Consider the following 23,871-nt stretch of genomic DNA (forward strand, 5'->3'; position numbering starts at 1 on the left):
GGCCTTCAATATCGGCATTTGCTAATATTCCAAGGGAGGACGACGATGGAAAGAGTAGTCCCCACAGCGCTCGATATCCCGACCGGGATGGTGACGATGCCCGACCGGGTCACGATATCCTCGGCGGCGCCGCAGTCCTTGAAAGGCATGACTTGCATCGAGGACCTGCGCCGGGCGGCCCGCCGCCGTGTGCCGCGCGTCTTCTTCGACTATGCCGAAGCCGGCTCCTATGCCGAGCAGACGCTGCGCGCCAACCGCGCCGACCTGGAGCGCATCACGCTCAAACAGCGCGTGCTGGTCGACGTCTCGCAGCTCGACACGGCAACGACGATCCTCGGCGAGACGGTGTCGCTGCCGGTGGCACTGGCGCCGATCGGCCTCGGTGGCATGCAATGGGCCGATGGCGAGATCCTCGCCTGCCGCGCCGCGCAGGCGGCCGGCATTCCCTACACCATGAGCACGATGTCGATCTGCTCGATCGAGGATGTCGCCGAGGCAGTCGGCAAGCCGTTCTGGTTCCAACTCTATGTGATGAAGGACCGGGGCTTCGTGCGCTCGCTCGTCGAGCGCGCCGCCGCCGCCCGCTGCAGCGCGCTGGTGCTCACCGTCGACCTTCAGGTGCTGGGACAGCGCCACGCCGACGTCAGGAACGGGCTTTCGGTGCCGCCGGCGCTGAAGCCGCGCACGATCCTCGACATCGCCAGCCGGCCCGGCTGGACGGCCCGCATGCTGACGGCCAAGCGCTGGACCTTCGGCAACCTCGCAGGCCATGTGAAGGGCGCGGACAGTGTCAAGGCGGTGGCGGATTGGGTGGCGCATCAGTTCGATGCGGCGTTGAACTGGAGCGACGTCGAGTGGATCAGGAGCCTCTGGCCGGGCAAGTTGATCATCAAGGGCATCCTCAACGTCGACGACGCGCGCGCCGCCGGCAAGGCGGGTGCCGACGCCATCGTGGTCTCCAACCATGGTGGCCGGCAACTCGACGGCGCGCCATCGACCATCTCGATGCTGCCGAGGATCGCCGAGGCCGTGGGCTCGGAGGTCGAGGTGCTGTTCGACGGCGGTGTGCACTCGGGTCAGGACGTGATGCGGGCGCTGGCCCTCGGCGCCCGGGCCTGCCTGGTCGGGCGCGCCTATGTCTACGGGCTCGGCGCCGGCGGCGAGGCGGGCGTGGCGACGGCGATAGAGATCCTGCGCAAGGAGCTGTCGGTCACCATGGCGCTGACGGGGACAAGGAGCGTTTCGGAGATCGACGGGAGAGTGCTGAATTAGCGAGGCGGCATCCCCTTCTCCCCGTTCACGGGGAGAAGGTGCCCGGAGGGCGGATGAGGGGCGGCGCAGACCTTGGCGGCTGCGCGCAGCGAGGTGCAAGCTCTCGGAGGACAATGCTGCCCCTCACCTGCCTGCCGACATCCTCTCCCGAATAGTGACGGGGAGAGGGAAACTCTGTCGCCGGCGGATTCGCCAATCGCAGACGTTTTAGACAAACACCGAAGACGCGCCACCTCTACTCGCATTGCCGGCGCGGGCCGCCGTCATAGGGCTGGTAGGTATTGTCCCGCGGATCGTAGGAGCGATATCGGCTGAAGCAGGCGTCGATGTGGTCGCTGGAAAACTGACGGCCGCTCCAGGCTTGTTCCTGCTCAGGCGTGATCTCTTCCGGCGGGCCGCCATAGGTGGTGGCGTAGCCGTCCCGCGTGGGGGCGTAGCCTTCCATCTCGGCCTGGTCGTCGGTCACCTCGTCTTGGTCGGGTATCCCGGCCTTATCCTCTGCCTGACTGTTTTGGCGCGCATCGGTCGAGGCGGCACCGCCGGGATCGAAATAGGGCGAGATGCAGGGACGCAGCTCGCCGCTGTAGGACCGGTAGCTGTTTTCTTCCGGGCGGTAGCTGCGATAGCGGTTCGCGCACCAGTCGAGATGGGCGACGGGCAGTTGCTGCTGGGCCTGCTGACCGGGCGTGGCCGGCTGGGAAGGCTGGGCCGCGTCGGGCTCGGCCGCGGGCTGGCCCGGCTGGGTGGCGGCGGGTTGCGGAGGCGATGGCTCGACGGGCGGCGCCAGCGCCGCGGTCTGCGCTCCGCTATCGGCCTTGGCCGGCTCGCCTGGCTCGGCGGACGCTGCCTGCCGGGCGGGAATGCGTTGCAGGTTCTGCCGTTGCGGATCGACCGGCTGGGCATCCTTCGTCCACAGCTCGGAAACGCCGATCGCCGGCGTTGCCTGGCGCACCGGCTTGGCGGCCAGCAGCCAGGTGGCGAAGGCGAGCCCGCTGGCGAACACGGCGAGCGTCAGCACGAAGCCGCCGACAATTCCCAACAAAGCCTTCACGCGGCGCTCCTTCAGCCCCCGCTCATAGAATGCGGGGCGCGGGTTGGAGTTCCTTGCGCCTGTTCGAGGGGGCGAAAAAAGCGGCTACCTCACCACCTCGCGATAGTCCCTCACCTTCCCGTCCTGGCCGCGGATGCGCCACGTCCCGTCCTCGCATCCCTCGACGTGGCTCGCCGCCAGCGGCACCTTGCCGCCGCCGTCGGGCAGGTCGATGACATAGGTCGGGTTGCAGATGCCGGAGAGGCGCCGGCGCAGCTCCGCGACCAGCGCCTGACCCTCGGCAATCGTGGTGCGGCGGTGCGCCATGCCGCGCGCGAGATCGCCATGGTGGAGGTAATAGGGTTTTACGCCGAGACGATAGATCAGCTCGCGGCAGAGCTCCTCCAGCACCTCGACATGGTCGTTGACGCCCTTCAGGAGAACACTCTGGTTGAGCAGCACGAAACCCGCCTGACGCATCGCGCGGCAGGCCGCTTCGGCCGCGTCCGTGATCTCACGCGGATGGTTGAAATGGGTCACCACGCTCACCATCAGCCGGCCCTGCAACGCCGCGACCATACCGGGCGTGACGCGCGAGGGCAGCGCCACAGGCACGCGCGTGTGGATGCGCAACAGCCGCAGATGCGGGATCGCCTCCAGCCGGGCGCGGATTTCTTGCAGCGCCTTGTCCGGCAGCGACAGCGGATCGCCGCCGGTCAGGATCACCTCGCGGATTTCCGGGTGGTCGGCGATATAGGCCAGCGCCGGCTCCAGCGCCTCGCGCGTGTAGCCGCGTCCGATCGAGGTCAGCGACTCCTTTCGGAAGCAGAAGCGGCAATAGACCGCGCATTGATAGGTCGGGAACAGAAGCACGCGGTCGGCATGACGGTGCGTCAGCCGCGGCACCGGGCTGAAGGCGTGGTCGCCGATCGGGTCGTCGAGCTCGCCTTCGGCGGCGACGAGCTCTTGCGGCGACGGGATCACTTGGGCGCGGATCGGATCGTCGGGGTCGTTCCAGTCGATCAGGTCGAGATAAGGCTTTGGAACGCGCACCTTGTGGGCGGCGGCGGCCTCCTGCGCGGCGGCGCGCTCGGCGGGCGAAAGCGGCAGCGCGGCGAGGTCGCGGACATGGCGAAGGCCGGCGCGGATTTCGTCCTGCCAGGCGGCGTCGGGCGCGGCGGCTTGCTCGAGATTGGCGTCTGAGGTCATTGGAGGTCTCGGGGCGGTTTGCGGGGGTATCGGCCGGATGGCGGGCGGGGTCAACCGCCGCCGTTGCCGCGGGCGGGTAAACGCGCCGCCTCGCAACCAGCCCTCTGCCATTCGGATAGTTGTTTTGGCGAAACGCTATTAATCTGCGCTATCCGGGGTTTGGGGCGACACGAATGGATTTCAGCGCGGGCCATGGCTACCTCCTGATCGGCGGGCTGATCCTGGTTGGCGCGGGACTGCTGATACTCTCGCTGTTCGTCAACCTGCGCGTGGCCCACAGCGTGCGCGACGACGTGCGCCACCGCGAAAAGCTGCTGGAATATTACCGCAACATCTTTTCGCAGCTTGGCGTGATCCTGATCGCATCGGCGTCTCGCTGTTCATCTTCTTCTTCCAGCAGAACTATCAGGACCAGCGCAAACGCGAGACCGAGCTGCAGCAGGTGCTCGCCAAGCTTGCAGGTCGCATCGCGCGCGGCGCGCCCGTTGTCGCATCGCTCGGCGAATTCGACGACGTGCTGGACGAAGGCGGCGCCTATGTCAGTCCGGACCTTGGCGGGAAGAACGCAGCGGTGAGCGCGCAGGGAGCCGAGCTCGGCAAGCAGGTCGCGAAAATCCTCCTGGTCGAACGCGATATCGATCTGCGCGACTTCGATATCCTGAACCTGTCGCGCGATTTCGAAACGACGTTCGTCGTCAACGAGCTCGACCCCAAGCTGTGGTTCAACATCGTGCGCGACGAGAGCGAGATCAAATACGCCACCACACAGCTCGTCCTCGACTACAAGGACCTGCAGGACGCGATTGGCGGCGAGCCCGTGGAGACCGCGGTAGCCAGTCCGGAAAAGGAGCGCAAGATCAAACAGGAGGTGCTCGACATCTTCTATGATGCCGATCTCCTTCGACTGCGCGGCCGGCAATTTCTCGGCCGCGCGTGCTGGCTGTTCAGCCAGGGACGCGGCTTCGTCAAACTCGCGCCGGTCGAGGCGATCGAGGCCGACGCCAGGTCGCACCAGGAATGGATCGACCGAGCAAAACCGGTGCTTGCGCAGTCGAAGTCGGGCAGCGTCGACTGCTTCACGCTGCTCCAGCATGGCCAGGCGTCGTGATGCCAGAACAAACCTCGCCGCGCGGCGCCACATGGAGGCTCAAGGGTTGCGCCTGCCTTAAACGAGCAGAAAGACGCACTCCCGCGACTTTCACCGCAATCGACCGCAGCCGTCTTTCCATGCAATCTCTTCCGGCGGCAGCGAGATGCGCCACATGGGTGTGGGATCGGATGACTGGGTCTCACGCCCAGCCCCGCCCATGCCATCGACTGACGGCCGACAACTCCGGTCACGCGTTTGTCGCCGCACCCGTCCAGGCTTTCGTCCCGGCCGCCAGTTCCTGCATAGTCCACTCCGCAAAGGCGCTGGCCGGGCGGCTCAGGCTTCGGAAACTGCGCGCGACGAGCCAATAAGCACCGTCGGACACTTCAATCGCGAAGGGGGGCACGAGGGTACCAAGCCGAAGATCCTCGCTGTCAAACACCATATCGGCGAGAGCGACGCCGTGGCCGAGCTTGGCGGCTTGTATGGCCTGCGCACCGGAAGGGTAGATCGGGCCCTTCAGCGACGGGAAGTCTGGAAGGCCGGCCGCTTGGAACCACGTTGCCCAGTACTTCCGGTCGAAATCGTGCAGCAAAATGTAATGGCGCAGGTCCGCCGGCGAGCGAAGCGGCGGGCCGGATGCGAGTAAGCCCGGTGTGAGAACGGGTGTTATCAGGCAGTCGAAGAGATGCCGAGCCTCCGTTCGCGGCCACGATCGAGCGGTTGCTGACCAGCGGATCGCTAGCTCTGCCTCGTGGCTGCGAAACTCTACCAGCCGTATGTCCGTATCGACCGAGACGTCGACGTCAGGATGCTGCTCACGAAAGCGGGCGAGACGCGGAACCAGCCATCCGTTTGCAAATGTCGGCTCGACGCTGATCCGAAGCACGGCTCGGGCAGCCTCAGCGAGGATCAGCGAAAGCCTGAGGTCGATCTCGTCGAAACTGGCGGTTAGTTGATCCAAAAGGAAGCGACCGGTTCCGGTCAGTTCGACCCGCCGAGGTAGCCTCTCGAACAAGGGCTTGCCGATCAGGGCTTCCAGTTCGCGGACCTGACGGCTGATCGCCGCCTGCGACACCAACAGTTCCTCGGCGGCGCGGCTGAAGCTCAGCAGGCGACCTGCCGCCTCGAAGCTCCGCAATGCCGTCAACGGCAGCCGGCCACGCTTCATAAGCATAACCCCACGTTATCGGAGCTGGACGGTAAACTCGTTTGAGGCGCGAAGCCAGCCGCAGCTTAATACCTCCAGAAAGGAGGATGAGCCATGTCGGACTTTGTGGACATCTTCGCAGAAGTACTTCGCGTCGCGACGTTCCAGCCTCGCGAGGCGCGCATGCGCTACCAGCTTCCCCGCTGTGACCAAAGCGTGCAAGCGCCGGAAGGAGAGAGGCGTCTTCACACTCAAGCGCCAGCACTATCGACATGCGATGAGCTGTTGGAAGTCGAATGCACTGTGGTGAGGAGGCCACGATGAAGACCTTGGCGATCGGAACATCGATATTGGCGATGGTTCTTGTTTGCTCTTCGAGAGCCGAGGAGCAGTGCACGACTTTGCCACGTTACGTCTATCACGGGTGTTTCCGAGAAGAACAGCTTTGGTTGTCTGGCGGCAGATCTGCCCCTGAAACCACGGCCGCTATCTTCTTGAGCAACAAGCCGCGGTATGTCGGCCTGCGGACGGGTGATAAGGAGAGGGACACGTCTGCGCGCGTCGACGTGCAGGTAGAGCGGACTTCTACGATCGAGGAATAATCGAGCCTAAAGCGCGTCGCGCTTGAAACGGAAACACGCGACGCTTTAAAGTCTTTGTTTTTGATGCATGTCGTTGTCCCAGAACGGCTGCGCACTTCTGGGCGACATGCATTGGAGACGCATTCTGATCGCGGCGAGGTGAAGGAAGGCAAAATGCGTGTCGGCCGACGAGGCGCGGACGACATCATTTTTGTGCCGATCGGTGCTATACTGCGGGCCCGAATGATTAGGCCGACGGGTTGGTGGGAACATGACCAAAGTATCGACACTGCCGACCAGACAGATCTCTAGGTGACCGGCAACGAGCCCCTAACGAATGCCGCCCTCAAGTCGGGTGGGCAGTTTGCCCATGCCGGCGGCAGGGCGAAATGCTCCACTTGTCGCATATGGACTGCCCAGAGGCCGCGACCGCACGCGTCTCCCCGGAAACGGCGTAGTGCGGAAAAAGCCCAACGCCTGGTACGTGCCGCCGGTCGTTCTGGAACTTGCGCCTCCTATCTCCGTAGCACTGTCGTAATGCTCCAGGAGCTCGGAATCCATGAATGGGCTATCTTGGCGGACCTCAGATACTTCTCGCCTCTGAGCCTTCGAACGCGGATCCGGCTCACGTGACCACCTTGTACCTCCTCTGCGGAAAGATTGCCGCGGGAAAATCGACGCTTGCACGTCGCCTGGCGGTGCGCCCGGCGACCTTGCTAATCAGCGAAGATCACTGGATGTCGAACCTGTTTTTGGATGAATTGCATACGATCGGCGACTACGCCGATCTTTCTGCGCGCCTTCGCGCGGCAATGGGTCCGCATGTTGTTGATATCTTGCGCACAGGCCTTTCTGTTGTTCTCGATTTCCCGGCAAACACCGTCGAATATCGAAACTGGATGCGTTCGTTGGTCGATCAAGCTCGAGTAGCCCATGAGCTTCATTTCCTTGATGTTCCAGACATGATCTGCAAGCAGCGGCTTCGGGAACGAAATGCGAATGGCAAGCACCCGTTCGAGGTGAGCGAAGCTGTCTACGACCTCTTCACCAGCTATTTCGTCCCGCCTGGCCCCACCGAGGACTTCAACGTCGTCGTCCATGCAGCCGGAATCCAACAGTCCGAGGTGTAACGTCAGTTTGTGATTCCAATCCAGACCTCGCAACCTGGCCGTCCGATGGGCGGCCTTGGTCACGAAGCGGTCGTCATCGACCCGCGCCGTGTTTTCAGGCAATCTCCCATCAACCAGCGCCATGGGGAGGTGGCGTCCGGCCGAGGGAGGATTGCCATGACCAAAGCGCCTGCGCTGCCGCGCTACGAGGACGCCGTCGAGCGCTTCCGCATCGAGGACGAGATCGCTCGGCTTCACGGCGATCCCGCCACCGGCATCAACGCCTATGTCGAATGCTGCGGCCGCTATACCGGCCAGAACCGGCTGGCGCTGCGGGCGATCTCGGCCGCCGGCGAATTGCGCGAATACTCGTTCGACGATCTCGCCGCCATGTCGGGCCGGGTCGGCACGATGCTGAAGGATCTCGGCGTGCGGCCCGGCGATGTCGTCGCCGGCATGCTGCCGCGCATCCCGGAGCTGGTGGCGCTGATCCTGGGCGCATGGCGCGTCGGCGCGGTCTACCAGCCGCTGTTCACCGCTTTCGGCCCGAAGGCGGTCGAGCATCGGCTGGGCTACAGCAAGGCGAAGCTAGTGGTCACCAACTCCGCAAACCGCGGCAAGCTCGACGAGGTGGAAAACCGCCCGCGCGTCGCCACCGTCCTCGGCGCGGGCGAGACGCTGCCCGCCAGCGACATCGATTTCCGGGCGGCGCTCGCCGCCGCCTCTCCCGACTGCGAGCCGGTGATGCGCAAAGGCTCGGACCTGTTCATGATGATGTCGACCTCCGGCACCACAGGGCACCCGAAAGGCGTGCCGGTGCCGCTCAGCGCGCTGCTTGCCTTCGGCGCCTACATGCGCGACGCGATCGGCTTGCGGCCCGACGACATCTTCTGGAACATCGCCGATCCCGGCTGGGCCTACGGGCTCTACTACGCCATCACCGGGCCGTTGCAGCTCGGTATCGCCACCACCTTCTACGAAGGCGCCTTCAACGCCAAATCGACCTACGACATCATCGAGCGTCTTGGCGTCACCAGCCTTGCCGGCTCGCCGACGGCCTATCGCCTGCTGATGGCTGAAGGCGCGGAAGCGGCGGCCCGCGTCAAAGGCAGGCTGCGGGTGGTAAGCAGCGCCGGCGAGCCGCTCAACCCGGAAGTGATCCGCTGGTTCGACGCCAACCTCGCGGCCCCGATCCACGACCATTACGGTCAGACCGAGAACGGCATGATGGTCAACAACCATCACGGGCTCGCCCATAAAGTACGCGCCGGCTCTGCCGGCTTAGCCATGCCGGGATACCGCATGGTGGTGCTGGACGATGAAGGCAACGAGCTCGGCCCCAACCAGCCCGGCGTTCTGGCGGTCGATATCGCCAACTCGCCGCTGCGCTGGTTCGACGGCTACCATCAGGCGGAGACGCCGGCGATCGCGGGCGGCTATTACCGCACCGGCGACACGGTGGAGTATGAGCCGGATGGCTCCGTCTCCTTCATCGGCCGGGCCGACGACGTCATCACCTCGTCCGGCTACCGCATCGGGCCGTTCGATGTCGAAAGCGCGCTCATCGAGCATCCGGCGGTCAACGAGGCCGCGGTGGTCGGCGTGCCCGATCCGCAGCGCACCGAGATCGTCAAGGCCTTCGTGGTGCTGGCGCCGGCCTTCAAGGGCAGCGAGGCGCTCGCCGAGGAACTCGCCCAGCATGTGAAGAAGCGGCTGTCGGCGCATTCCTATCCGCGCGAGGTCGAGTTCGTCGGCGAACTGCCGAAGACGCCGAGCGGGAAGATCCAGCGGTTCCTGTTGCGCAAGGCCGAGGTGGAGAAGCGTCAGGCAGATAAAGATTTGCTCCCGCCCTGATTTCCGCCACGCAAAAGCCGCCAAGTCCGGCGATGGCTCCCAAGGGCTTTTGATCGCTACATTGGGGTTGCAGCATGCGGTTGGTCTTAACGCTTCTCTTTGCGCTGGCGGGCAGCGCGGCACTCGCGGCCGCGCCCGAGGACGACTATATCGCGGCGCGCGACAAGGCGATTGCCGACATCACCGCGCAGGAAGGCGCCAACACGGCGATCGAAACCATCGATGCCCAGAACGAGAAGGCGCTGGCCGACCTGCAGCAGCGGCTCGCCACCATTCTCGGCCCGCTCTCGGTCAAGGGTTTTCCCACCACCGGCACGATCAACCTTCAAAGCCTCAACGCCTCCGATATCGGCTTCGGCATGCTGGACGGATTGAGATACTCCCAGAGCGATGGCGGCCCGAGCATTGTCGCCTCGACGCGCGGGTTGACCGAGCGCTGGCTGAAGTCCAAGTCGGTGGAGACGGATGCGGATTTCAAATTGCCCGCCGACCTCGGCGCGGCGCTGAAGCTCGATAATTTCTACACCCAGGCCATCGGCAGCGACGCCGCGTTTTCCGGCACGCTCGACTTTTCGCTGAACAAGCCCGACGGCGCCGACGCGGTGATCGCCCGGCTCGGCGGCTGGACGCAGGATGTCGGGCCGATCTACGACCAGCACGTCGTCGTCGTGGTGGTCAAGGGCGATCGCGTGCTGATCGCCGAGGCCCCCACCTCGCCCGCGGTGCCGAAGATCGCGGCCTGCGATTCGATCTGGGCCGCCGCCGAAGCCGCCGCGCAGAAAGCCCAGCAGGCGGATCAGGGGTCGGATCAGAACGGCCCGCAGGCATCCGATCCCGCCAACGCCGCCTGGGAAAAGGGCGACGCCGACTACCGCGCCTGCATGGCCCAACGCCTGCCCGGCGAGCCTTCCTTCGCGGCGCTGCTCAAGCAGGCGCAGGACCTTGCCGACGCCATGGCCGGCAAGTAGGGCCGGAGCGGTTCAACGCCTGCGCTGAAGTGGATTCAGCGCCTTGGCTTGATCGTTTGCCAGTGCCGCTTCGCGCTTTCGGGCAAAGCGGGTATCAGCTTGCAGCCGCCGCCCTTAATTTGCGCCGGCGCCGAGCCGTGGGCCGCGCCGGCTCCACGATATGCCCATTGGCGACGTGCCCGTTGGCTGCGGGCGCGACATCCTGGCGGGCCCTCGCATCCGTCACCCGGTGCAGGCGCTCATAGGGCAGCAGTTCCTTGATGCGCGCGTTGAGGGTCACGATCTCGGCGCGCAAGTCCTCGCATTCCTGCCTCTGGATATCGAGCTGGATCTGCTCGGACGCCTGCTGCAGCGAAAGCTGCGAGAGGTTGGCGCTGACCGAAGACAGGTTCTTCCTGTCCATTTCGTTCTCGTTCCTGAGAACGGTCAGCCTTTCCTCGGCGACCTGCCGTTCGGTCACGGCATCGCTCAACTGCGTCCTGAGCCTGGTCATCTCGGCCACGGCTTCGGTCTTGTCGTTGGAGGCGCGTTCCAGCCGCGATTGCAGCTCCTGTATCTCCGAACGCAGGCCGCGCAGCTCCGCCTGGCTCCGCGCCTGCTCGGCTTCGGCATCGCTTTCGGCGATGCGGGCTGCCTCCATGACCTCGGCAAGCTTGGCCTGCGTCGCATCCAGCGACTTCTGCAGCCGCGCCTCCTCCTTCTCGTGGCCGCCGAGCTGGGTCATGAGGTCGGCAATGCGCGCGGTTTCATTGGCGTGCATGGCCGCGAACTCGTCGAACTTGTGCCGGGCCTCGACCTCGCGCTTCTGCGCCTGCTCGAGGTCGATCGAAAGACCGACCTGCTTTTCGCGCAGCTGCTTGTTTTCGGCGGCGCGCCGGTCGGCTTCGACGGTCTTGGCGGTCAACGTCTTGACGATCTCGCCGAACTCCGCATCGCGTCTGACGCTCTCGTTGCTCATCTCGACCAGTTCCAGCCGCACCGCCGCCAGCGCCTCGCGCAGCGACTCCCGATCCTGGACAAGGCTCGCCTCGCGCTGATGCCATGCCTCGGCCGCGCCGTCGCGCTCGCGTTGCTTCCTGGTAAGGTCGAGCAATTGTTCCGACAAGCTCTTGTGCTCGGCGGACAGCGTGGCATTCGCGAGCTCCAGCTCGTTGGCGCGCAGTGTGTCGCGATGCAGGACGTTCAGGACCTCGCGCGTCATCCGATGCGCGGTGGCGATCTCGGCAAGTCTCGCCTCGATCTCCTGCAGATGGCCCTGCCCGTCACGGAAAAGCCCGGCGACGGCCTCGAGGGCGGCCAGTCGCGTCTGGGTATGCGGCGTCAGTCGCGATGTCGTCGCATCCGGCGGAGCCTCGCCGGGCGGGTCCTCTGCGCTTCGCGCCTCCCCCTCGTCGGTGGCACTCGCGGCAAGGGCGGTCTGTTCGTCCGCCGCAAGACAGTCCTCGAAAGCCTCCGCCAGATCCGATTGAAGCTCCTGGAATTCCTTGTCTACGTCCTCCGCCCGCTTGATCAGGGATTTCAAATTCATACCGGCACCTCTTACGCTTAAACACACCCGCCAAATTACTTAACGAACTGCTAATTTAACGCGTAACGTTCCGTACGGGAAGCCTTCAAAGGAATGAGGAAAATGAAGGCCATGACAGGGTTTCCGGCGTCAGCCGGTTCCTGCCTTTTCACGCGTCCTCGCCAGCTTTTCCTGAACGTCGAGGAGCCGCCCTCCAGGATGTCCCGCGTGTGCTGGAAATGGCTGGCCGGCGACAGCAACCGGTGGAGCGAAGGGCCGATATTTCGGCAGCAAGGGAAGGTATGATCGACGAAAGTACCTCGGTCCATTCCTGTCCTCCGTCTCCAAAAAACTCCCTGTTTCGGGTCCAATTTTTCAGCGGCCCCGCAACCGCCGCGGCGCGGAATTTCACGTCCCTCATCCTCTCAATCCGGTCGAATTAACCGCATGTTTTCAGTTTGTTAGCACTCTACAGCGGAGAGTGCTAAAATATTTTGCGTCGCCCCTTGAAAGTAGAAGGAGGCAAAATTAGTTCGACATGCGCGCGATGCCGAAACGGTCGCGCGGGCCCCGCTCCGGCCCTGCCGGTCCGGAGCGGACCTCTCGCAATCTTGTCCTGAAGGAGAACGACATGACGTTCCGTCCATTGCATGATCGCGTACTCGTCCGCCGCATCGAGGCCGAGGAAAAGACGGCCGGCGGCATCATCATCCCCGACACTGCCAAGGAGAAGCCACAGGAAGGCGAAGTCATCGCCGTCGGTGCGGGCGCGCGCGACGAAAGCGGCAAGCTCGTCCCGCTCGACGTCAAGGTCGGCGACCGCATCCTGTTCGGCAAGTGGTCCGGCACCGAAATCAAGCTCAACGGCGAAGACCTGCTGATCATGAAGGAAAGCGACGTGATGGGCGTGATCGAGCAGACCGCGACGGTCAAGCAAGCCGCCTGACCGCCGCTTTATCGAATCCAGTCATGAAGCTGCCTATTGAAGGAGTGATCCAATGGCTGCCAAGGAAGTGAGATTCCATTCCGACGCCCGCGAACGCATGCTGCGCGGCGTCAACATCCTCGCCGACGCGGTGAAGGTCACGCTCGGTCCAAAGGGCCGCAACGTCGTCATCGACAAGTCGTTCGGCGCCCCGCGCATCACCAAGGACGGCGTCACCGTCGCCAAGGAGATCGAGCTCGAGGACAAGTTCGAGAACATGGGCGCGCAGATGGTGCGCGAAGTCGCTTCGAAGACCAACGACATCGCAGGCGACGGCACCACGACCGCGACCGTGCTTGCCCAGGCGATCGTCAAGGAAGGGGCCAAGGCCGTCGCCTCGGGCATGAATCCCATGGACCTGAAACGCGGCATCGACAAAGCCGTCGAGGCTATCGTTCAGGAGTTGAAGACCAACGCCCGCAAGGTGACCAGAAATGACGAGATCGCCCAGGTCGGTACGATTTCGGCCAATGGCGATGCAGAGATCGGCCGCTTCCTGGCTGAAGCGATGCAGAAGGTCGGCAACGAAGGCGTCATCACCGTCGAGGAAGCCAAGACCGCCGAGACCGAGCTGGAAGTCGTCGAAGGCATGCAGTTCGACCGCGGCTATCTCAGCCCGTATTTCATTACCAACCAGGATAAGATGCGCGTCGAGCTGGAAGACCCCTATGTGCTGATCCATGAGAAGAAGCTCTCCAACCTGCAGGCTCTGCTGCCGGTGCTGGAGGCCGTGGTGCAGTCCGCCAAGCCGCTGCTGATCATCGCCGAGGATGTCGAGGGCGAGGCGCTTGCCACGCTGGTCGTCAACAAGCTGCGCGGCGGCCTGAAGGTCGCCGCCGTCAAGGCGCCGGGCTTCGGCGACCGCCGCAAGGCCATGCTGGAGGACATCGCGATCCTGACCGGCGGGACCGCCATCAGCGAGGATCTGGGCATCAAGCTGGAGAACGTCACGCTGGAGATGCTCGGCCGTGCCAGAAAAGTCTCGATCGAGAAAGAGAACACCACCATCGTCGATGGCGCCGGCAAGAAGGAGGAGATCCAGGGCCGCATCACGCAGATCAAGGCGCAGATCGAGGAGACCACCTCGGACTACGACCGCGAAAAGCTGCAGGAGCGTCTGGCCAAGCTCGCCGGCGGCGTCGCGGTGATCCGCGTCGGCGGCTCGACCGAAGTCGAGGTCAGGGAGCGAAAGGACCGCGTCGACGATGCCATGCATGCTACGCGCGCCGCGGTCGAGGAAGGCATCCTGCCGGGCGGCGGAGTGGCTCTGCTCAGGGCCGCCACGGCGCTCGATGCGGTGGCCGTCGACAACCCTGACCAGAGATACGGCGTCGACATCGTGCGGCGCGCGATTGAGGCGCCGGCCCGCCAGATCGCCGAGAACAGCGGGGCGGAAGGCTCGATCGTCGTCGGCAAGCTGCGCGAGAAGACCGACTTCGCCTATGGCTGGAACGCCCAGACCGGCGAATATGGCGATCTCTACGGCCAGGGCGTGATCGATCCCGCCAAGGTCGTGCGCACGGCGCTGCAGGACGCGGCCTCCGTCGCCGGCCTGCTCGTCACCACCGAGGCGATGGTGGCCGAGAAGCCGAAGAAGGAAACCGCCCCGGCCATGCCAGCCGGCGCCGGCATGGACTTTTAAGACGCTGCCGATAGCCGGCTCCCGGCAACGGGAGCGAGCGTTTTATGACGATGGGAGGTCATCATGGACGTGATGAAGGGCGACGGATCGGTACCGGCGCCGACACATCCGACAAGTGAATTCCTCGCTTATGAAGCCGAATGCCGAAGCGCGCTGACGCCGCTGCTGACAAGCCTGCTCGACGCGGCAGAGTCCGCCGGATGGAACCGGCGGACCGCGGCCTCGACGCTGATGTTCCTTGCCGCGCAGCACGTGTCGGCGGCCGAACCATTCGCGCGGAGCTGACCGAAATCCGACCTCGCCCACGCCGGCGGGGTCGTTTCGACAGCGTCGGACGGTGGTCCGATGCCTTGCGAATGGGAGAGGATCGCCATGATTGCAGGACGGTTGCGGGAATGCTTGAAAATCTTGAGATGGGAAGCCGGCGACGTCGCGCAGGAACTCGATTGTCCCCGCAACGACGTGACGCGTTGGCTCGAAGGACGCGCGCCGGTGCCGCTGGCTGTCGCCGCCTGGATCGAGGCCCTGGTCAAGGCGCGCAGGGCGCTGCCGCCGCCGCGCCTGAGCCAGCCGCATTCCGCGATGCACACCAGGCGGACCGGGCCAGTGGTCGTTCAGGCCTTCAGCGCAAACATCGGCCGCCAGCAGCCGCAAGGGATCATCCTGCAATCCCCCTACCCGCGCCGCCATGCGCTCGCCGACGCCCATCGCTCCGGAGCGATGGGCGCGCATCCGAAAGGAGCTTCGGACCCTGAACCACGGCCACTTTGAGGAACCCGTCACATCCTGTCGCCATGAGGTTGCCGGCTCGGCTCAAAAACCGTGACGCAAGGCCCGTGTCCTGCCTCAGGATGGTTGGCGGCGAACAGCATCAGCGCGCATGCCATCGCTCCGGACGCCTGCAAGCCGGGAGATCGACGCGGAACGCATCGGGCAACCCTTGTTGCCTTCGCCGGCCGCCCCGATATTCTGGTGCCGGACACATGTTTCGCCGGCGCCGGCGGTGCCTCAAGCATGCTCAACAATGCCTGAAAATCGAAACCCGGCGCATGCCGGCGTGGCGGACGAAAAGACTAACGCGGGAATTCTGAATGACGACGGACACCAAGCAAACTGAAACCAGGACATTCGAGGCGGACGTCTCGCGGCTGCTGCACTTGATGGTGCACTCGGTCTATTCGGACCGCGACGTCTTCCTGCGCGAGCTGATCTCCAACGCGGCCGACGCCTGCGAGAAGCTGCGTTTCGAAGCGGTCAGCCGGCCCGAGCTGCTGGGCGGCGATCCGAAGCCGCGCATCACCATTGCCGCCCACCCGGACAACAAGCAGCTTGTCGTGGAGGACAACGGCATCGGCATGAGCCGCGACGAGATGGCCGAGGCGCTGGGCACGATCGCGCGCTCGGGCACGCGCGCCTTCATGGAGCGCGTCGAAGCCGGCAAGGCGGCGGAAGACTCACAGCTCATCGGCCAGTTCGGCGTCGGCTTCTACTCGGCCTTCATGGTCGCCGACCGGGTCGACGTCATCAGCCGCCTGGCCGGCAGCGACGAGGCCTTCCGCTGGTCCTCCGACGGCAAGGGCACCTATGAAATCGCGCCGGCGCCGCTCGAGGCGGCGCCCAAGCGCGGCACCCGCGTCGTGCTGCACCTGATGGAAGACGCCTCCTCCTACACCACGCCCTACCGGCTTGAAGGATTGGCGAAGTCGCAGTCGGGCCATGTGCCGGTGCCGATCGCGCTCGTCGAAAAACCCGGCGCCGAGCCGCGCGACGTCGCCGACGGCACCGCGCTCTGGGTTCGGCAAAAAAGCGAAATCAAGCCGGAGGAATACACCGACTTCTACCGCAGCGTTGCCGGCCAGTATGACGAGCCGGCCTCGACCATCCACTTCCGCGCCGAGGGCCGGCAGGAATACAGCGTGCTTGCCTTCGTGCCGGGATCGCGGCCGTTCGACCTTTTCGACCAGGACCGCAAGGGCCGCATGAAGCTTTATGTGCGGCGCGTCTTCATCACCGACGATGCAGATGTGCTGCCGCGCTACCTGCGCTTCGTGCGCGGCCTGGTCGATTCCGCCGACCTGCCGCTCAACGTCTCGCGCGAGATGATCCAGGAAAGTCCGCTGCTCGCCGCGATCCGCAAGGGCGTGACCAACCGCGTGCTTGGCGACCTCGCCAAAACAGCCGAAAACGACGCCGAGGCTTATGCCAAGATCTGGGAGAATTTCGGCGTCGTGCTCAAGGAGGGCCTCTACGAGGACTACGAGCGGCGCGAACAGCTGTTGAAGCTCGCGCGCTTCCGCTCGACGGCTTCGGGCGAGGCGCTGCGCAGCCTTGCCGACTACGTCGCGGCAATGAAGGCAGGGCAGAAGGCGATCTTCTTCATGGCCGGCGACGACCGCGCCCGGCTCGAGGCCTCGCCGCAGCTCGAAGGTTTTCGCGCGCGCGGCGTCGAGGTGCTGCTGCTCACCGATCCGGTCGACAGTTTCTGGACGACGATGGCGCCGGAATTCGACGGCAAGCCGTTCAAGTCGGTGACGCAGGGCGGCGCCGACCTTTCCGACATTGCGCTGCCCGACGATGCCGCGAAGCCGGAGACCGAGACGTCATCGGACATCGCGTCCTTCCTGGCCTTCGTGAAGACCGCGCTTGGCGAGCACGTCTCGGACGTGAGGGCTTCCGACCGGCTGACCGAAAGCGCGGTCTGCCTCGTGGCGCCCGAGCACGGCCCCGACCGCCAGTTCGAGCGCCTGCTCAACGCCGCCGGCCGGCTCGACAAGGCCGCCAAGCCGATCCTCGAGATCAACCCGCGCCATGAGCGCGTCGCGGCGCTGGCGAAACTCGGCGAAGACGAAAAGGCGTTCAAGGAAGACGCCGCGCATCTGCTCTACGACGAAGCGCGCGTGCTGGACGGCGACAAGCCGGCGGACGCCAAGGCCTTCTCGGCGCGCCTTGCGCGGCTGATCGATCGCGGGTTGGCGAAGGGGTGAGCGGGTCCAGCAAGGAGGCGCATCTCGCCTCGCCGTCATCCTAGGGCGAAGCAAGGAGCGAAGCGACGCGCGCGGACCCTAGGATCCATGCCGTTCCATTAAGGCGTTGCTGCGGTTACAGAATTCTGCGCCGTGGCGCGCTGCGGCAGAGGTCACGGCATGGCAACTGTGTTCATGTCAAGCCGGTCAAGCCCGAGGATGACGACCGGAGCGGCGTCGGATCAGCATAGAGCCTTCCCCTACCCCCTCAGCCCCGGCGCTTCCTGGCCGGTGCGGGCGACATATTCGGTATAGCCGCCGCCATAGGTGTGGACGCCGTCGGGCGTCAGCTCCAGCACGCGGTTGGACAGCGCGGCCAGGAAATGGCGGTCGTGCGAGACGAAGAGCATCGTGCCTTCATATTGCGACAGCGCCTCGATCAGCATCTGCTTGGTGGTGATGTCGAGGTGGTTGGTCGGCTCGTCGAGCACCAGAAGGTTGGGCGGATCGAACAGCATAAGCGCCATCACCAGCCGCGCCTTCTCGCCGCCTGACAACACGCGGCACTTCTTCTCGATCTCGTCGCCGGAAAAGCCGAAGCAACCGGCAAGCGCCCGGAGCGGTGCCTGGCCGGCCTGCGGGAAATTATCCTCCAGCGTCTGGAAGACAGTGCGCTCGCCGTCGAGCAGCTCCATGGCGTGCTGGGCGAAATAGCCCATCTTGACGCTGGGTCCCCTGGCCACCGTGCCCGTGTCCGGCTCGGAGGCGCCGGCCACCAGCTTGAGCAGCGTCGACTTGCCGGCGCCGTTGACGCCCATGACGCACCAGCGTTCGCGGCGGCGAATCTGGAAGTCGAGGCCCGAATAGATCGAGCGGCTGCCATAGGCCTTGTGGATGCCCTTCAGCGTCGCCACGTCCTCGCCGCAGCGCGGCGCCGGCTGGAATTCGAAAGCCACCGTCTGACGGCGCTTCGGCGGCTCGACGCGATCGATCTTGTCGAGCTTCTTCACCCGGCTCTGCACCTGGGCGGCGTGCGAGGCGCGCGCCTTGAAGCGCTCGATGAAGGCGATCTCCTTGGCCAGCATCGCCTGCTGGCGCTCGAACTGCGCCTGCAATTGCTTGTCGGCCAGCGCGCGCTGCTCCTGGTAGAATTCGTAATTGCCGGAATAGGAGGTCAGCGCGCCCGCGTCGATCTCGATGATCTTGTTGACGATGCGGTTCATGAACTCGCGGTCGTGCGAGGTCATCAGCAGGGCGCCGTCATAGTCCTTGAGGAATTTTTCCAGCCAGATCAGGCTTTCGAGGTCGAGATGGTTCGACGGCTCGTCGAGCAGCATGACGTCGGGCCGCATCAACAGGATGCGGGCGAGCGCGACGCGCATCTTCCAGCCACCGGAGAGCTTTGAAACGTCGCCGTCCATCATCTCCTGCGAGAAGCCGAGGCCGTCGAGCACCTCGCGGGCGCGGCCGTCGAGCGCATAGCCGTCGAGCTCCTCGAAGCGATGCTGCAGCTCGCCGTAGCGCTCGATGATTTCGTCCATCTCGTCGGCGCGTTCCGGATCGCCCATGGCGTGCTCGAGCTCGCGCATCTCGGCGGCCACCGCGCTGACCGGCCCGGCGCCCTCCATCACTTCCGCCACCGCGCTCATACCGCCCATATCGCCGACATCCTGGCTGAAATAGCCGATGGTGACGCCGCGATCGACCGAGACCTGGCCTTCGTCGGGCTGCTCCTCTGCGGTGATCATCCGGAACAGCGTGGTCTTGCCGGCGCCGTTCGGGCCGACCAGCCCGACCTTCTCGCCCTTCTGCAAGGCGGCCGAGGCTTCGATGAAGACGATCTGTCGGCCGTTCTGCTTGCCGATATTTTCAAGACGAATCATGAAAGGGATCCGGAATGCTTGTTTGGGTGTGAGGAAATTGCGCCGGCCCTTACGCGATGGCGCATGCCGAGGGAAGAGGCAGAAGCGCCGCATCCGTTCCTTCATCGGCGGCCCTCCGGACGCTCAAGCACCCAGAAATCCTCCGAAAGGCGAAGACAGGCCGCCGTGGGAATGACTCGCGTCGCGGCCCAATCGAGCGCTTACTGCTGGAGCTAATCGTTGATGGGCTCTGGCAAAGGGAGGTCAACCATGGCCATGTATCTTACGCGCTTCAGCTACACGCCCGAGACATGGGCGCGCATGATCGAAAACCCCGAAGATCGACGCAAGGCGGCCCGCTCATACATCGAGTCCGTGGGTGGAAAGCTGCACGGGTTCTGGTATGCGTTCGGCGAGCACGACGGCTGGAACCTATGGGAGGCGCCGGACAATGTGTCGATGGCATCCGTCATGCTTGCAATCGGAGCGGGCGGCGCGCTCTCCTCCAGCGAGACCACAGTGCTGCTCAGCGTCGAGGAAACGCTTGAGGCGCTCGGCAAGGCAAAGTCGATCCGATATCGCCGGCCGGGAGCATAGCGGACGAAAGAGGCCACTCGAACGGCCTCACCTCGCGTCGTGGAAGATGATGCCGACCGTGTGCCGCCGCCCCGAGCGCAAGCGGCTGACGCCATGGCGCAGATTCACGCGGTAGTAGCCCTTGGTGCCCTGCACAGGGCGGTTGTGCACGGCGAAGATCACTGCGTCGCCTTTTCTCAGCGGGACAACCTCGGCGCGACTTTGCATGCGCGGGCGCTGTTCGGTCAGCACGAACTCGCCGCCGGTAAAATCCTCGCCGGGCTCTGACAACAGGATCGCCACCTGCAGGGGAAAGGCGAGCGCGCCGTAGAGGTCCTGGTGCAGGCAGTTGAAGTCGCCGGGACCGTATTGGAGAAGCAGCGGCGTCGGCTTGGTCTGGCCCTCGGCGTGACAGCGCTCCAGGAAAGCGGCGTGGTCAGCGGGATAGCGCTGTGCCACATTCATCTTCTCGTTCCAGTCATTGGCGACAGTGGCGAGCCGCGGATAGAGGGCTGAGCGCAAGCCGTCGATCAGATCGGGGAGCGGATAGCGGAAATAGCGGTACTCGCCTTTGCCGAAGCCGTGGCGCGCCATGACCACATGACTGCGGAAATGCTCCTCCTGTGGATAGAGCGCGGCGAGATCGGCGCATTCTTCCGCCGACAGCAGGCCGGGCATGACTGCGCAGCCATGGGCGTTGAGATCGGAGACGAGGGCGCGCCAGTCTTGTGCCGCGACGCGGGATTCGGCGGAGCGGCTGACGCGCTTGGTGTTCAGGGAATGGATGGTCATGGGTTGGCTCCCTTGCTTGCCATCAAAGTGGGGCGAAGGAGGCGTGACGGCCACCCGATTCCTGCGGAAGTGAGTAGGGTCGTCGAAGCGCTGATCTCCCCCCTTGTGGGGGAGATGCCCGGCAGGGCAGAGGGGGGCGCGAAGGATCGCGACGTTTCCGAATTTCATTTTCACGCCGGGCCGTGCTGATCGCAGTCTCGCGGAGACGCCGGCGGGACAGCGCCCCCCTCTGGCCTGCCGGCCATCTCCCCCACAAGGGGGGAGATCGCAGCTTTATCGCCGCCGATATCCCTCCAGCTCCGGATCGAGCTCCACCTTCACCGCATTGGTGAACACGCAGGTCGCCACCATGATGCCGGCGAAGGCGGTGAGGTTGACCAGCAGCGTCTCGTCGTAGCGCGCCTTGAGCGCGGCCCAGGTCTTGTCCGTAACGGCGTTGGCGTCGGCGGCGACGGCCTTGCCGAAGGCGATCAGCAGCGCCTCGTCGGCGGTCGGCGCGATCGCTTCGGGGTCGAGGCCGGACTCGATCAGCGCGCGGCGGAAGAAGGTCACCGGGACTTCGGCGCGCATCGTCTCGGCGATCGCCTTCGAGAACAGCCAGATGGCGCGGTCGTCGAGCGTGGGCCGCAGCAGATCGCGCAACGTGAACCATTCCGCGTAGATGCGGTGGGCGGCCGGCGAGTGGAGCAGGATGCGCTTCATGTTGGTCATGCGGCCGCGCAGCGCGAGCTCCCTGTCGTGCTCGGCGCGGATTTCCGGCGAGGCCGTCGCGTAGTCGATCGCGGAGAGATGCGCCATCGGCCTCACCCGAGCGTGGCGTGAAGTGCCGGCGCGCCGCGCAGCGTGTTGGAGACGGTGCAGATGTCCTCGGCGTCCGCCAGGATCCGCTGCTTCGTCGCCGCATCGAGGTCGCCGGTGATCTCCAATCTGACGGTGAATGTCTCGACCCGCGACGGCTCGTCCTTCGCCTTCTCGCCGCCGACATCCGCCCGCACTTCGCCAAGCCGGTCGGCAACGCCGAGGCGGGTGGCGGCGATGCGGGCGCTGAGCACCATGCAGGCGGCCAACGAGGCATGGAGCAAATCGAGCGGGCTGAAGCCGGGCGCGCTCACCGAAGTCACCACGTCGACCGCGCCGCCGGTCGGCGTCGTCACCGCCGGCAAGCCGCCCGGTGGGAGAACGGCGAGCGCGCCGGTGGCGCGGGTTCTGATTTTGAGCTCGCTCATGGGATGTCCTTCGTCCGACCTGGCAAGCATCAATAGCGGACCGGAATTCGTGAGGACAACCGGTAATGTTCGGCGCTGCCCCTCATTGTCCTGCCGGACATTTCTCCCCGTATAGTGACGGGGAGAAAGGGCCTGTCGCGCGCGACGGCACTTGCCTTCTCCCCGTTCACGGGGAGAAGGTGCCCGAAGGGCGGATGAGGGGCGGCGCGGCGCCGGCAAATTGGTCTTTTCGCCCTACGAGGCCCCCCTCTTCCGTCCGCTTCGCGGCCACCTCTCCCCCGCCTTTGGCGGGCTGCAAGGAACCGCGTTCCGAAAACGCTACCTCGTCAGATCGAGCGCGGCCGTCAAATCCCCCATCGGCGGCTGGTCGTTGTTGCGCAGCGCCTTGTCGCGGGCGACGATGCCCGCCAGCACCGGCAGGTCGTAGCGGTTGGTGATGAAGCGCAGGATCGAGGTGGTGTCGTACTGCGTGTGGTCGACCATGCCCATTTTCGCATAGGGCGAGATGATGAAGGCCGGGACGCGGTTGCCCGGGCCCCAGCGGTCGGCCTTGGGCGGCGCGACGTGGTCCCAGATGCCGCCATTCTCGTCATAGGTGACGACGACCAGCATATGCGGCCATTGCGGGCTCTTTTCCAGATGCGCGACGAGGTCGGCCAGATGCTGGTCGCCCGACGTCACGTCGGCGTAGCCGGCGTGTTCGTTGAGGTTGCCTTGCGGCTTGTAGAAGGAGACTGCGGGCAGCTTGCCGTCGTCGATCGCCTTGATGAACTCCGTGCCGCCGAGGCCGCCGTCCTTCAGGTGTTCGGCGCGCGCGGCGATGCCCGGCGCGTAGGCGGCGAAATAGTTGAAGGGCTGGTGGTGGAACTGGAAGTTCGGCACCGGCGTGGCGTTCTTGCCGTCGAGGGCCGCCTGCCAGGCGCCCGAATACCACGCCCAGGAAATGCCCTTCAGCGACAACAGATCGCCGATGGTGATCTCGTGCTGCGGCGGCAGCGTCGTCGGCTGCGCCGGATCGGCGAGCGCCTTGTCGCCGCCCTCGGCCGGCTTGTTGGCGCTCGGCTGGTAAGGCGGCTGCATGGTGTTGACGGCGTAGAAGTCCGGTGTGATGGCGCCGTCATTGACGAATTTCGGCACGCCGCCCAGCGCCGAGGCCGGCGAATTGTCGGCCACCTTCAGCGTCACGCCGTCCGGCTCGACGACGGCGATCTGGCCTTTCACCGGGCTGGTGTCGGCGTTGGGATAGACCGGCACGCAGGCGCAGGCGAGCATGAAGTGATTGAGGAAGGAGCCGCCGAAGGCGCCCTGAAAGAAATTGTCCGCCAGCACGTATTTCCTGGCGATGTTCCACATCGGCAGGCCGGAGCCGTCATAGTGGCCCATCACCAGCGAGCCGGAATCGGCCCAGGCGACGAACTTGTCGTTCTTGCCGCCGTCGATCTGCATCTGCTCCTGATAGAAGCGGTGCCAGAGGTCGTGCGTGACGACGTTGGTGCCTTCGTTGAAGCCCTTGGGATCGTCGATGGCGAAGGCGGCGTTGGCGAGATGCGCGCTCTGCGCTTCCGTCACCGCCGGCGTGACGCCCTTGCCGGTCAGCCCGCCCCAGACCGGCGGCAGTTCGGAAAGCGGCTTGCCGTCGCGGTCGAGCTGGCGCGCCTGCCCGGGCGACACATTCGCCAGGCCGTTGGCGCCGGGGAAGCCGCCATAGAGGTTATCGAAGCTGCGGTTCTCGGCGTAGATGACGACGACGGTGTCGATCTTGTCGTAACCGGGAGGGGCCGCCTGGGCGGCGGCGGTGAGCGATGCCAGCGCCGTGGAGGCGAAGCAGAGCGAGAGAAAGGACCTGGTCATTTGGGGATGCCTCGTGGCTGGGGAATGGCTGGAGGAACCGGGCGACGCTAGGGCTGGTGCTTGTCACCTTTGTGACAGGGGAAGTGGAGCACAATGGCTGTTCCACCTCAAGCGTGGGCTGCCGCGCACGCGATCCACACCTTGAACCGCCGGTCATCAATCCGTAGCAAAGCGTCCCTACGCAAAAGGCAAACGGACTGGACC

At 65.1% G+C, this 23,871-nt stretch carries 20 protein-coding genes; 11 read left to right on the plus strand and 9 right to left on the minus strand.

Annotation, left to right across the window (positions count from 1 at the left end; all coding sequences use genetic code 11):
- Window positions 1-138: 138 nt before the first annotated feature.
- On the plus strand, window positions 139-1,272 hold the full coding sequence (locus tag F3H96_RS13450) for an alpha-hydroxy acid oxidase (protein ID WP_149802373.1): 1,134 nt from the start codon (window positions 139-141) through the stop codon (window positions 1,270-1,272).
- A gap of 235 nt (window positions 1,273-1,507) precedes the next feature.
- On the opposite strand, the gene F3H96_RS13455 is transcribed toward F3H96_RS13450, so the two are convergent.
- Window positions 1,508-2,323 carry a BA14K family protein gene (locus F3H96_RS13455; RefSeq protein ID WP_149802219.1) on the minus strand — a complete coding sequence of 272 codons (816 nt, stop codon included), beginning with the start codon at window positions 2,321-2,323 and terminating at the stop codon, window positions 1,508-1,510.
- 84 nt (window positions 2,324-2,407) lie between these two features.
- On the minus strand, window positions 2,408-3,511 hold the full coding sequence (locus F3H96_RS13460) for a KamA family radical SAM protein (protein WP_149802220.1): 1,104 nt from the start codon (window positions 3,509-3,511) through the stop codon (window positions 2,408-2,410).
- A 442-nt stretch (window positions 3,512-3,953) separates the two neighbouring features.
- Between F3H96_RS13460 and F3H96_RS13465 the strand changes: the two genes are divergently transcribed.
- Window positions 3,954-4,619, plus strand: coding sequence for a hypothetical protein (locus F3H96_RS13465; RefSeq protein ID WP_244619994.1), 666 nt, complete (start codon window positions 3,954-3,956; stop codon window positions 4,617-4,619).
- A 229-nt stretch (window positions 4,620-4,848) separates the two neighbouring features.
- Here the strand turns inward: F3H96_RS13465 and F3H96_RS13470 are convergent, their stop codons facing one another.
- The gene (locus tag F3H96_RS13470) at window positions 4,849-5,772 is read right to left on the minus strand and encodes a LysR substrate-binding domain-containing protein (protein ID WP_149802221.1); all 924 of its coding nucleotides are present in this window, start codon (window positions 5,770-5,772) and stop codon (window positions 4,849-4,851) included.
- Between the two features lie 1,123 nt (window positions 5,773-6,895).
- On the opposite strand from F3H96_RS13470, the gene F3H96_RS13475 reads away from it, so the two are divergent.
- The 3 genes from F3H96_RS13475 to F3H96_RS13485 all read left to right on the plus strand — a co-directional run bounded on the left by F3H96_RS13475 (window position 6,896) and on the right by F3H96_RS13485 (window position 10,263).
- Window positions 6,896-7,462 carry an ATP-binding protein gene (locus F3H96_RS13475; protein ID WP_149802222.1) on the plus strand — a complete coding sequence of 189 codons (567 nt, stop codon included), beginning with the start codon at window positions 6,896-6,898 and terminating at the stop codon, window positions 7,460-7,462.
- A gap of 156 nt (window positions 7,463-7,618) precedes the next feature.
- Window positions 7,619-9,295: an acyl-CoA synthetase gene (locus F3H96_RS13480; RefSeq protein ID WP_149802223.1), complete on the plus strand. Its 1,677-nt coding sequence runs from the start codon at window positions 7,619-7,621 to the stop codon at window positions 9,293-9,295.
- Window positions 9,296-9,369: 74 nt separating this feature from the next.
- Window positions 9,370-10,263, plus strand: coding sequence for a hypothetical protein (locus tag F3H96_RS13485; protein WP_149802224.1), 894 nt, complete (start codon window positions 9,370-9,372; stop codon window positions 10,261-10,263).
- 94 nt (window positions 10,264-10,357) lie between these two features.
- On the opposite strand, the gene F3H96_RS13490 is transcribed toward F3H96_RS13485, so the two are convergent.
- Window positions 10,358-11,791, minus strand: coding sequence for a hypothetical protein (locus F3H96_RS13490; RefSeq protein ID WP_149802225.1), 1,434 nt, complete (start codon window positions 11,789-11,791; stop codon window positions 10,358-10,360).
- Between the two features lie 610 nt (window positions 11,792-12,401).
- On the opposite strand from F3H96_RS13490, the gene groES reads away from it, so the two are divergent.
- The 5 genes from groES (at window position 12,402) to htpG (ending at window position 17,381) form a co-directional block, all read left to right on the plus strand.
- A complete protein-coding gene (groES, locus tag F3H96_RS13495) occupies window positions 12,402-12,716 on the plus strand; it encodes a co-chaperone GroES (RefSeq protein ID WP_149802226.1) in 315 nt (104 codons plus the stop codon).
- Between the two features lie 52 nt (window positions 12,717-12,768).
- A complete protein-coding gene (gene groL / locus F3H96_RS13500; RefSeq protein ID WP_149802227.1) occupies window positions 12,769-14,397 on the plus strand; it encodes a chaperonin GroEL in 1,629 nt (542 codons plus the stop codon).
- 63 nt (window positions 14,398-14,460) lie between these two features.
- On the plus strand, window positions 14,461-14,682 hold the full coding sequence (locus F3H96_RS13505) for a hypothetical protein (protein WP_149802228.1): 222 nt from the start codon (window positions 14,461-14,463) through the stop codon (window positions 14,680-14,682).
- A 114-nt stretch (window positions 14,683-14,796) separates the two neighbouring features.
- On the plus strand, window positions 14,797-15,168 hold the full coding sequence (locus tag F3H96_RS13510) for a hypothetical protein (protein ID WP_149802229.1): 372 nt from the start codon (window positions 14,797-14,799) through the stop codon (window positions 15,166-15,168).
- A 320-nt stretch (window positions 15,169-15,488) separates the two neighbouring features.
- Entirely contained in the window at window positions 15,489-17,381 is a 1,893-nt protein-coding gene (gene htpG / locus F3H96_RS13515; protein ID WP_149802230.1) for a molecular chaperone HtpG, read from the plus strand.
- Between the two features lie 239 nt (window positions 17,382-17,620).
- Here the strand turns inward: htpG and F3H96_RS13520 are convergent, their stop codons facing one another.
- Window positions 17,621-19,243, minus strand: coding sequence for an ABC-F family ATP-binding cassette domain-containing protein (locus tag F3H96_RS13520; protein ID WP_149802231.1), 1,623 nt, complete (start codon window positions 19,241-19,243; stop codon window positions 17,621-17,623).
- A gap of 249 nt (window positions 19,244-19,492) precedes the next feature.
- Between F3H96_RS13520 and F3H96_RS13525 the strand changes: the two genes are divergently transcribed.
- Window positions 19,493-19,819: a GYD domain-containing protein gene (locus F3H96_RS13525; protein ID WP_149802232.1), complete on the plus strand. Its 327-nt coding sequence runs from the start codon at window positions 19,493-19,495 to the stop codon at window positions 19,817-19,819.
- 27 nt (window positions 19,820-19,846) lie between these two features.
- Here F3H96_RS13525 and F3H96_RS13530 read toward each other — a convergent pair whose 3' ends face one another.
- The 4 genes from F3H96_RS13530 to F3H96_RS13550 all read right to left on the minus strand — a co-directional run bounded on the left by F3H96_RS13530 (window position 19,847) and on the right by F3H96_RS13550 (window position 23,667).
- Entirely contained in the window at window positions 19,847-20,590 is a 744-nt protein-coding gene (locus tag F3H96_RS13530) for a 2OG-Fe(II) oxygenase (protein ID WP_149802233.1), read from the minus strand.
- 273 nt (window positions 20,591-20,863) lie between these two features.
- The gene (locus F3H96_RS13535) at window positions 20,864-21,388 is read right to left on the minus strand and encodes a hypothetical protein (protein WP_149802234.1); all 525 of its coding nucleotides are present in this window, start codon (window positions 21,386-21,388) and stop codon (window positions 20,864-20,866) included.
- A 5-nt stretch (window positions 21,389-21,393) separates the two neighbouring features.
- On the minus strand, window positions 21,394-21,816 hold the full coding sequence (locus F3H96_RS13540; RefSeq protein ID WP_149802235.1) for an OsmC family protein: 423 nt from the start codon (window positions 21,814-21,816) through the stop codon (window positions 21,394-21,396).
- A 318-nt stretch (window positions 21,817-22,134) separates the two neighbouring features.
- The gene (locus F3H96_RS13550) at window positions 22,135-23,667 is read right to left on the minus strand and encodes an acid phosphatase (RefSeq protein ID WP_149802236.1); all 1,533 of its coding nucleotides are present in this window, start codon (window positions 23,665-23,667) and stop codon (window positions 22,135-22,137) included.
- Between the last annotated feature and the right edge of the window lie 204 nt (window positions 23,668-23,871).

Source organism: Mesorhizobium sp. NFR06, from assembly GCF_900115245.1.
In the GTDB taxonomy this organism is placed as follows: domain Bacteria; phylum Pseudomonadota; class Alphaproteobacteria; order Rhizobiales; family Rhizobiaceae; genus Mesorhizobium.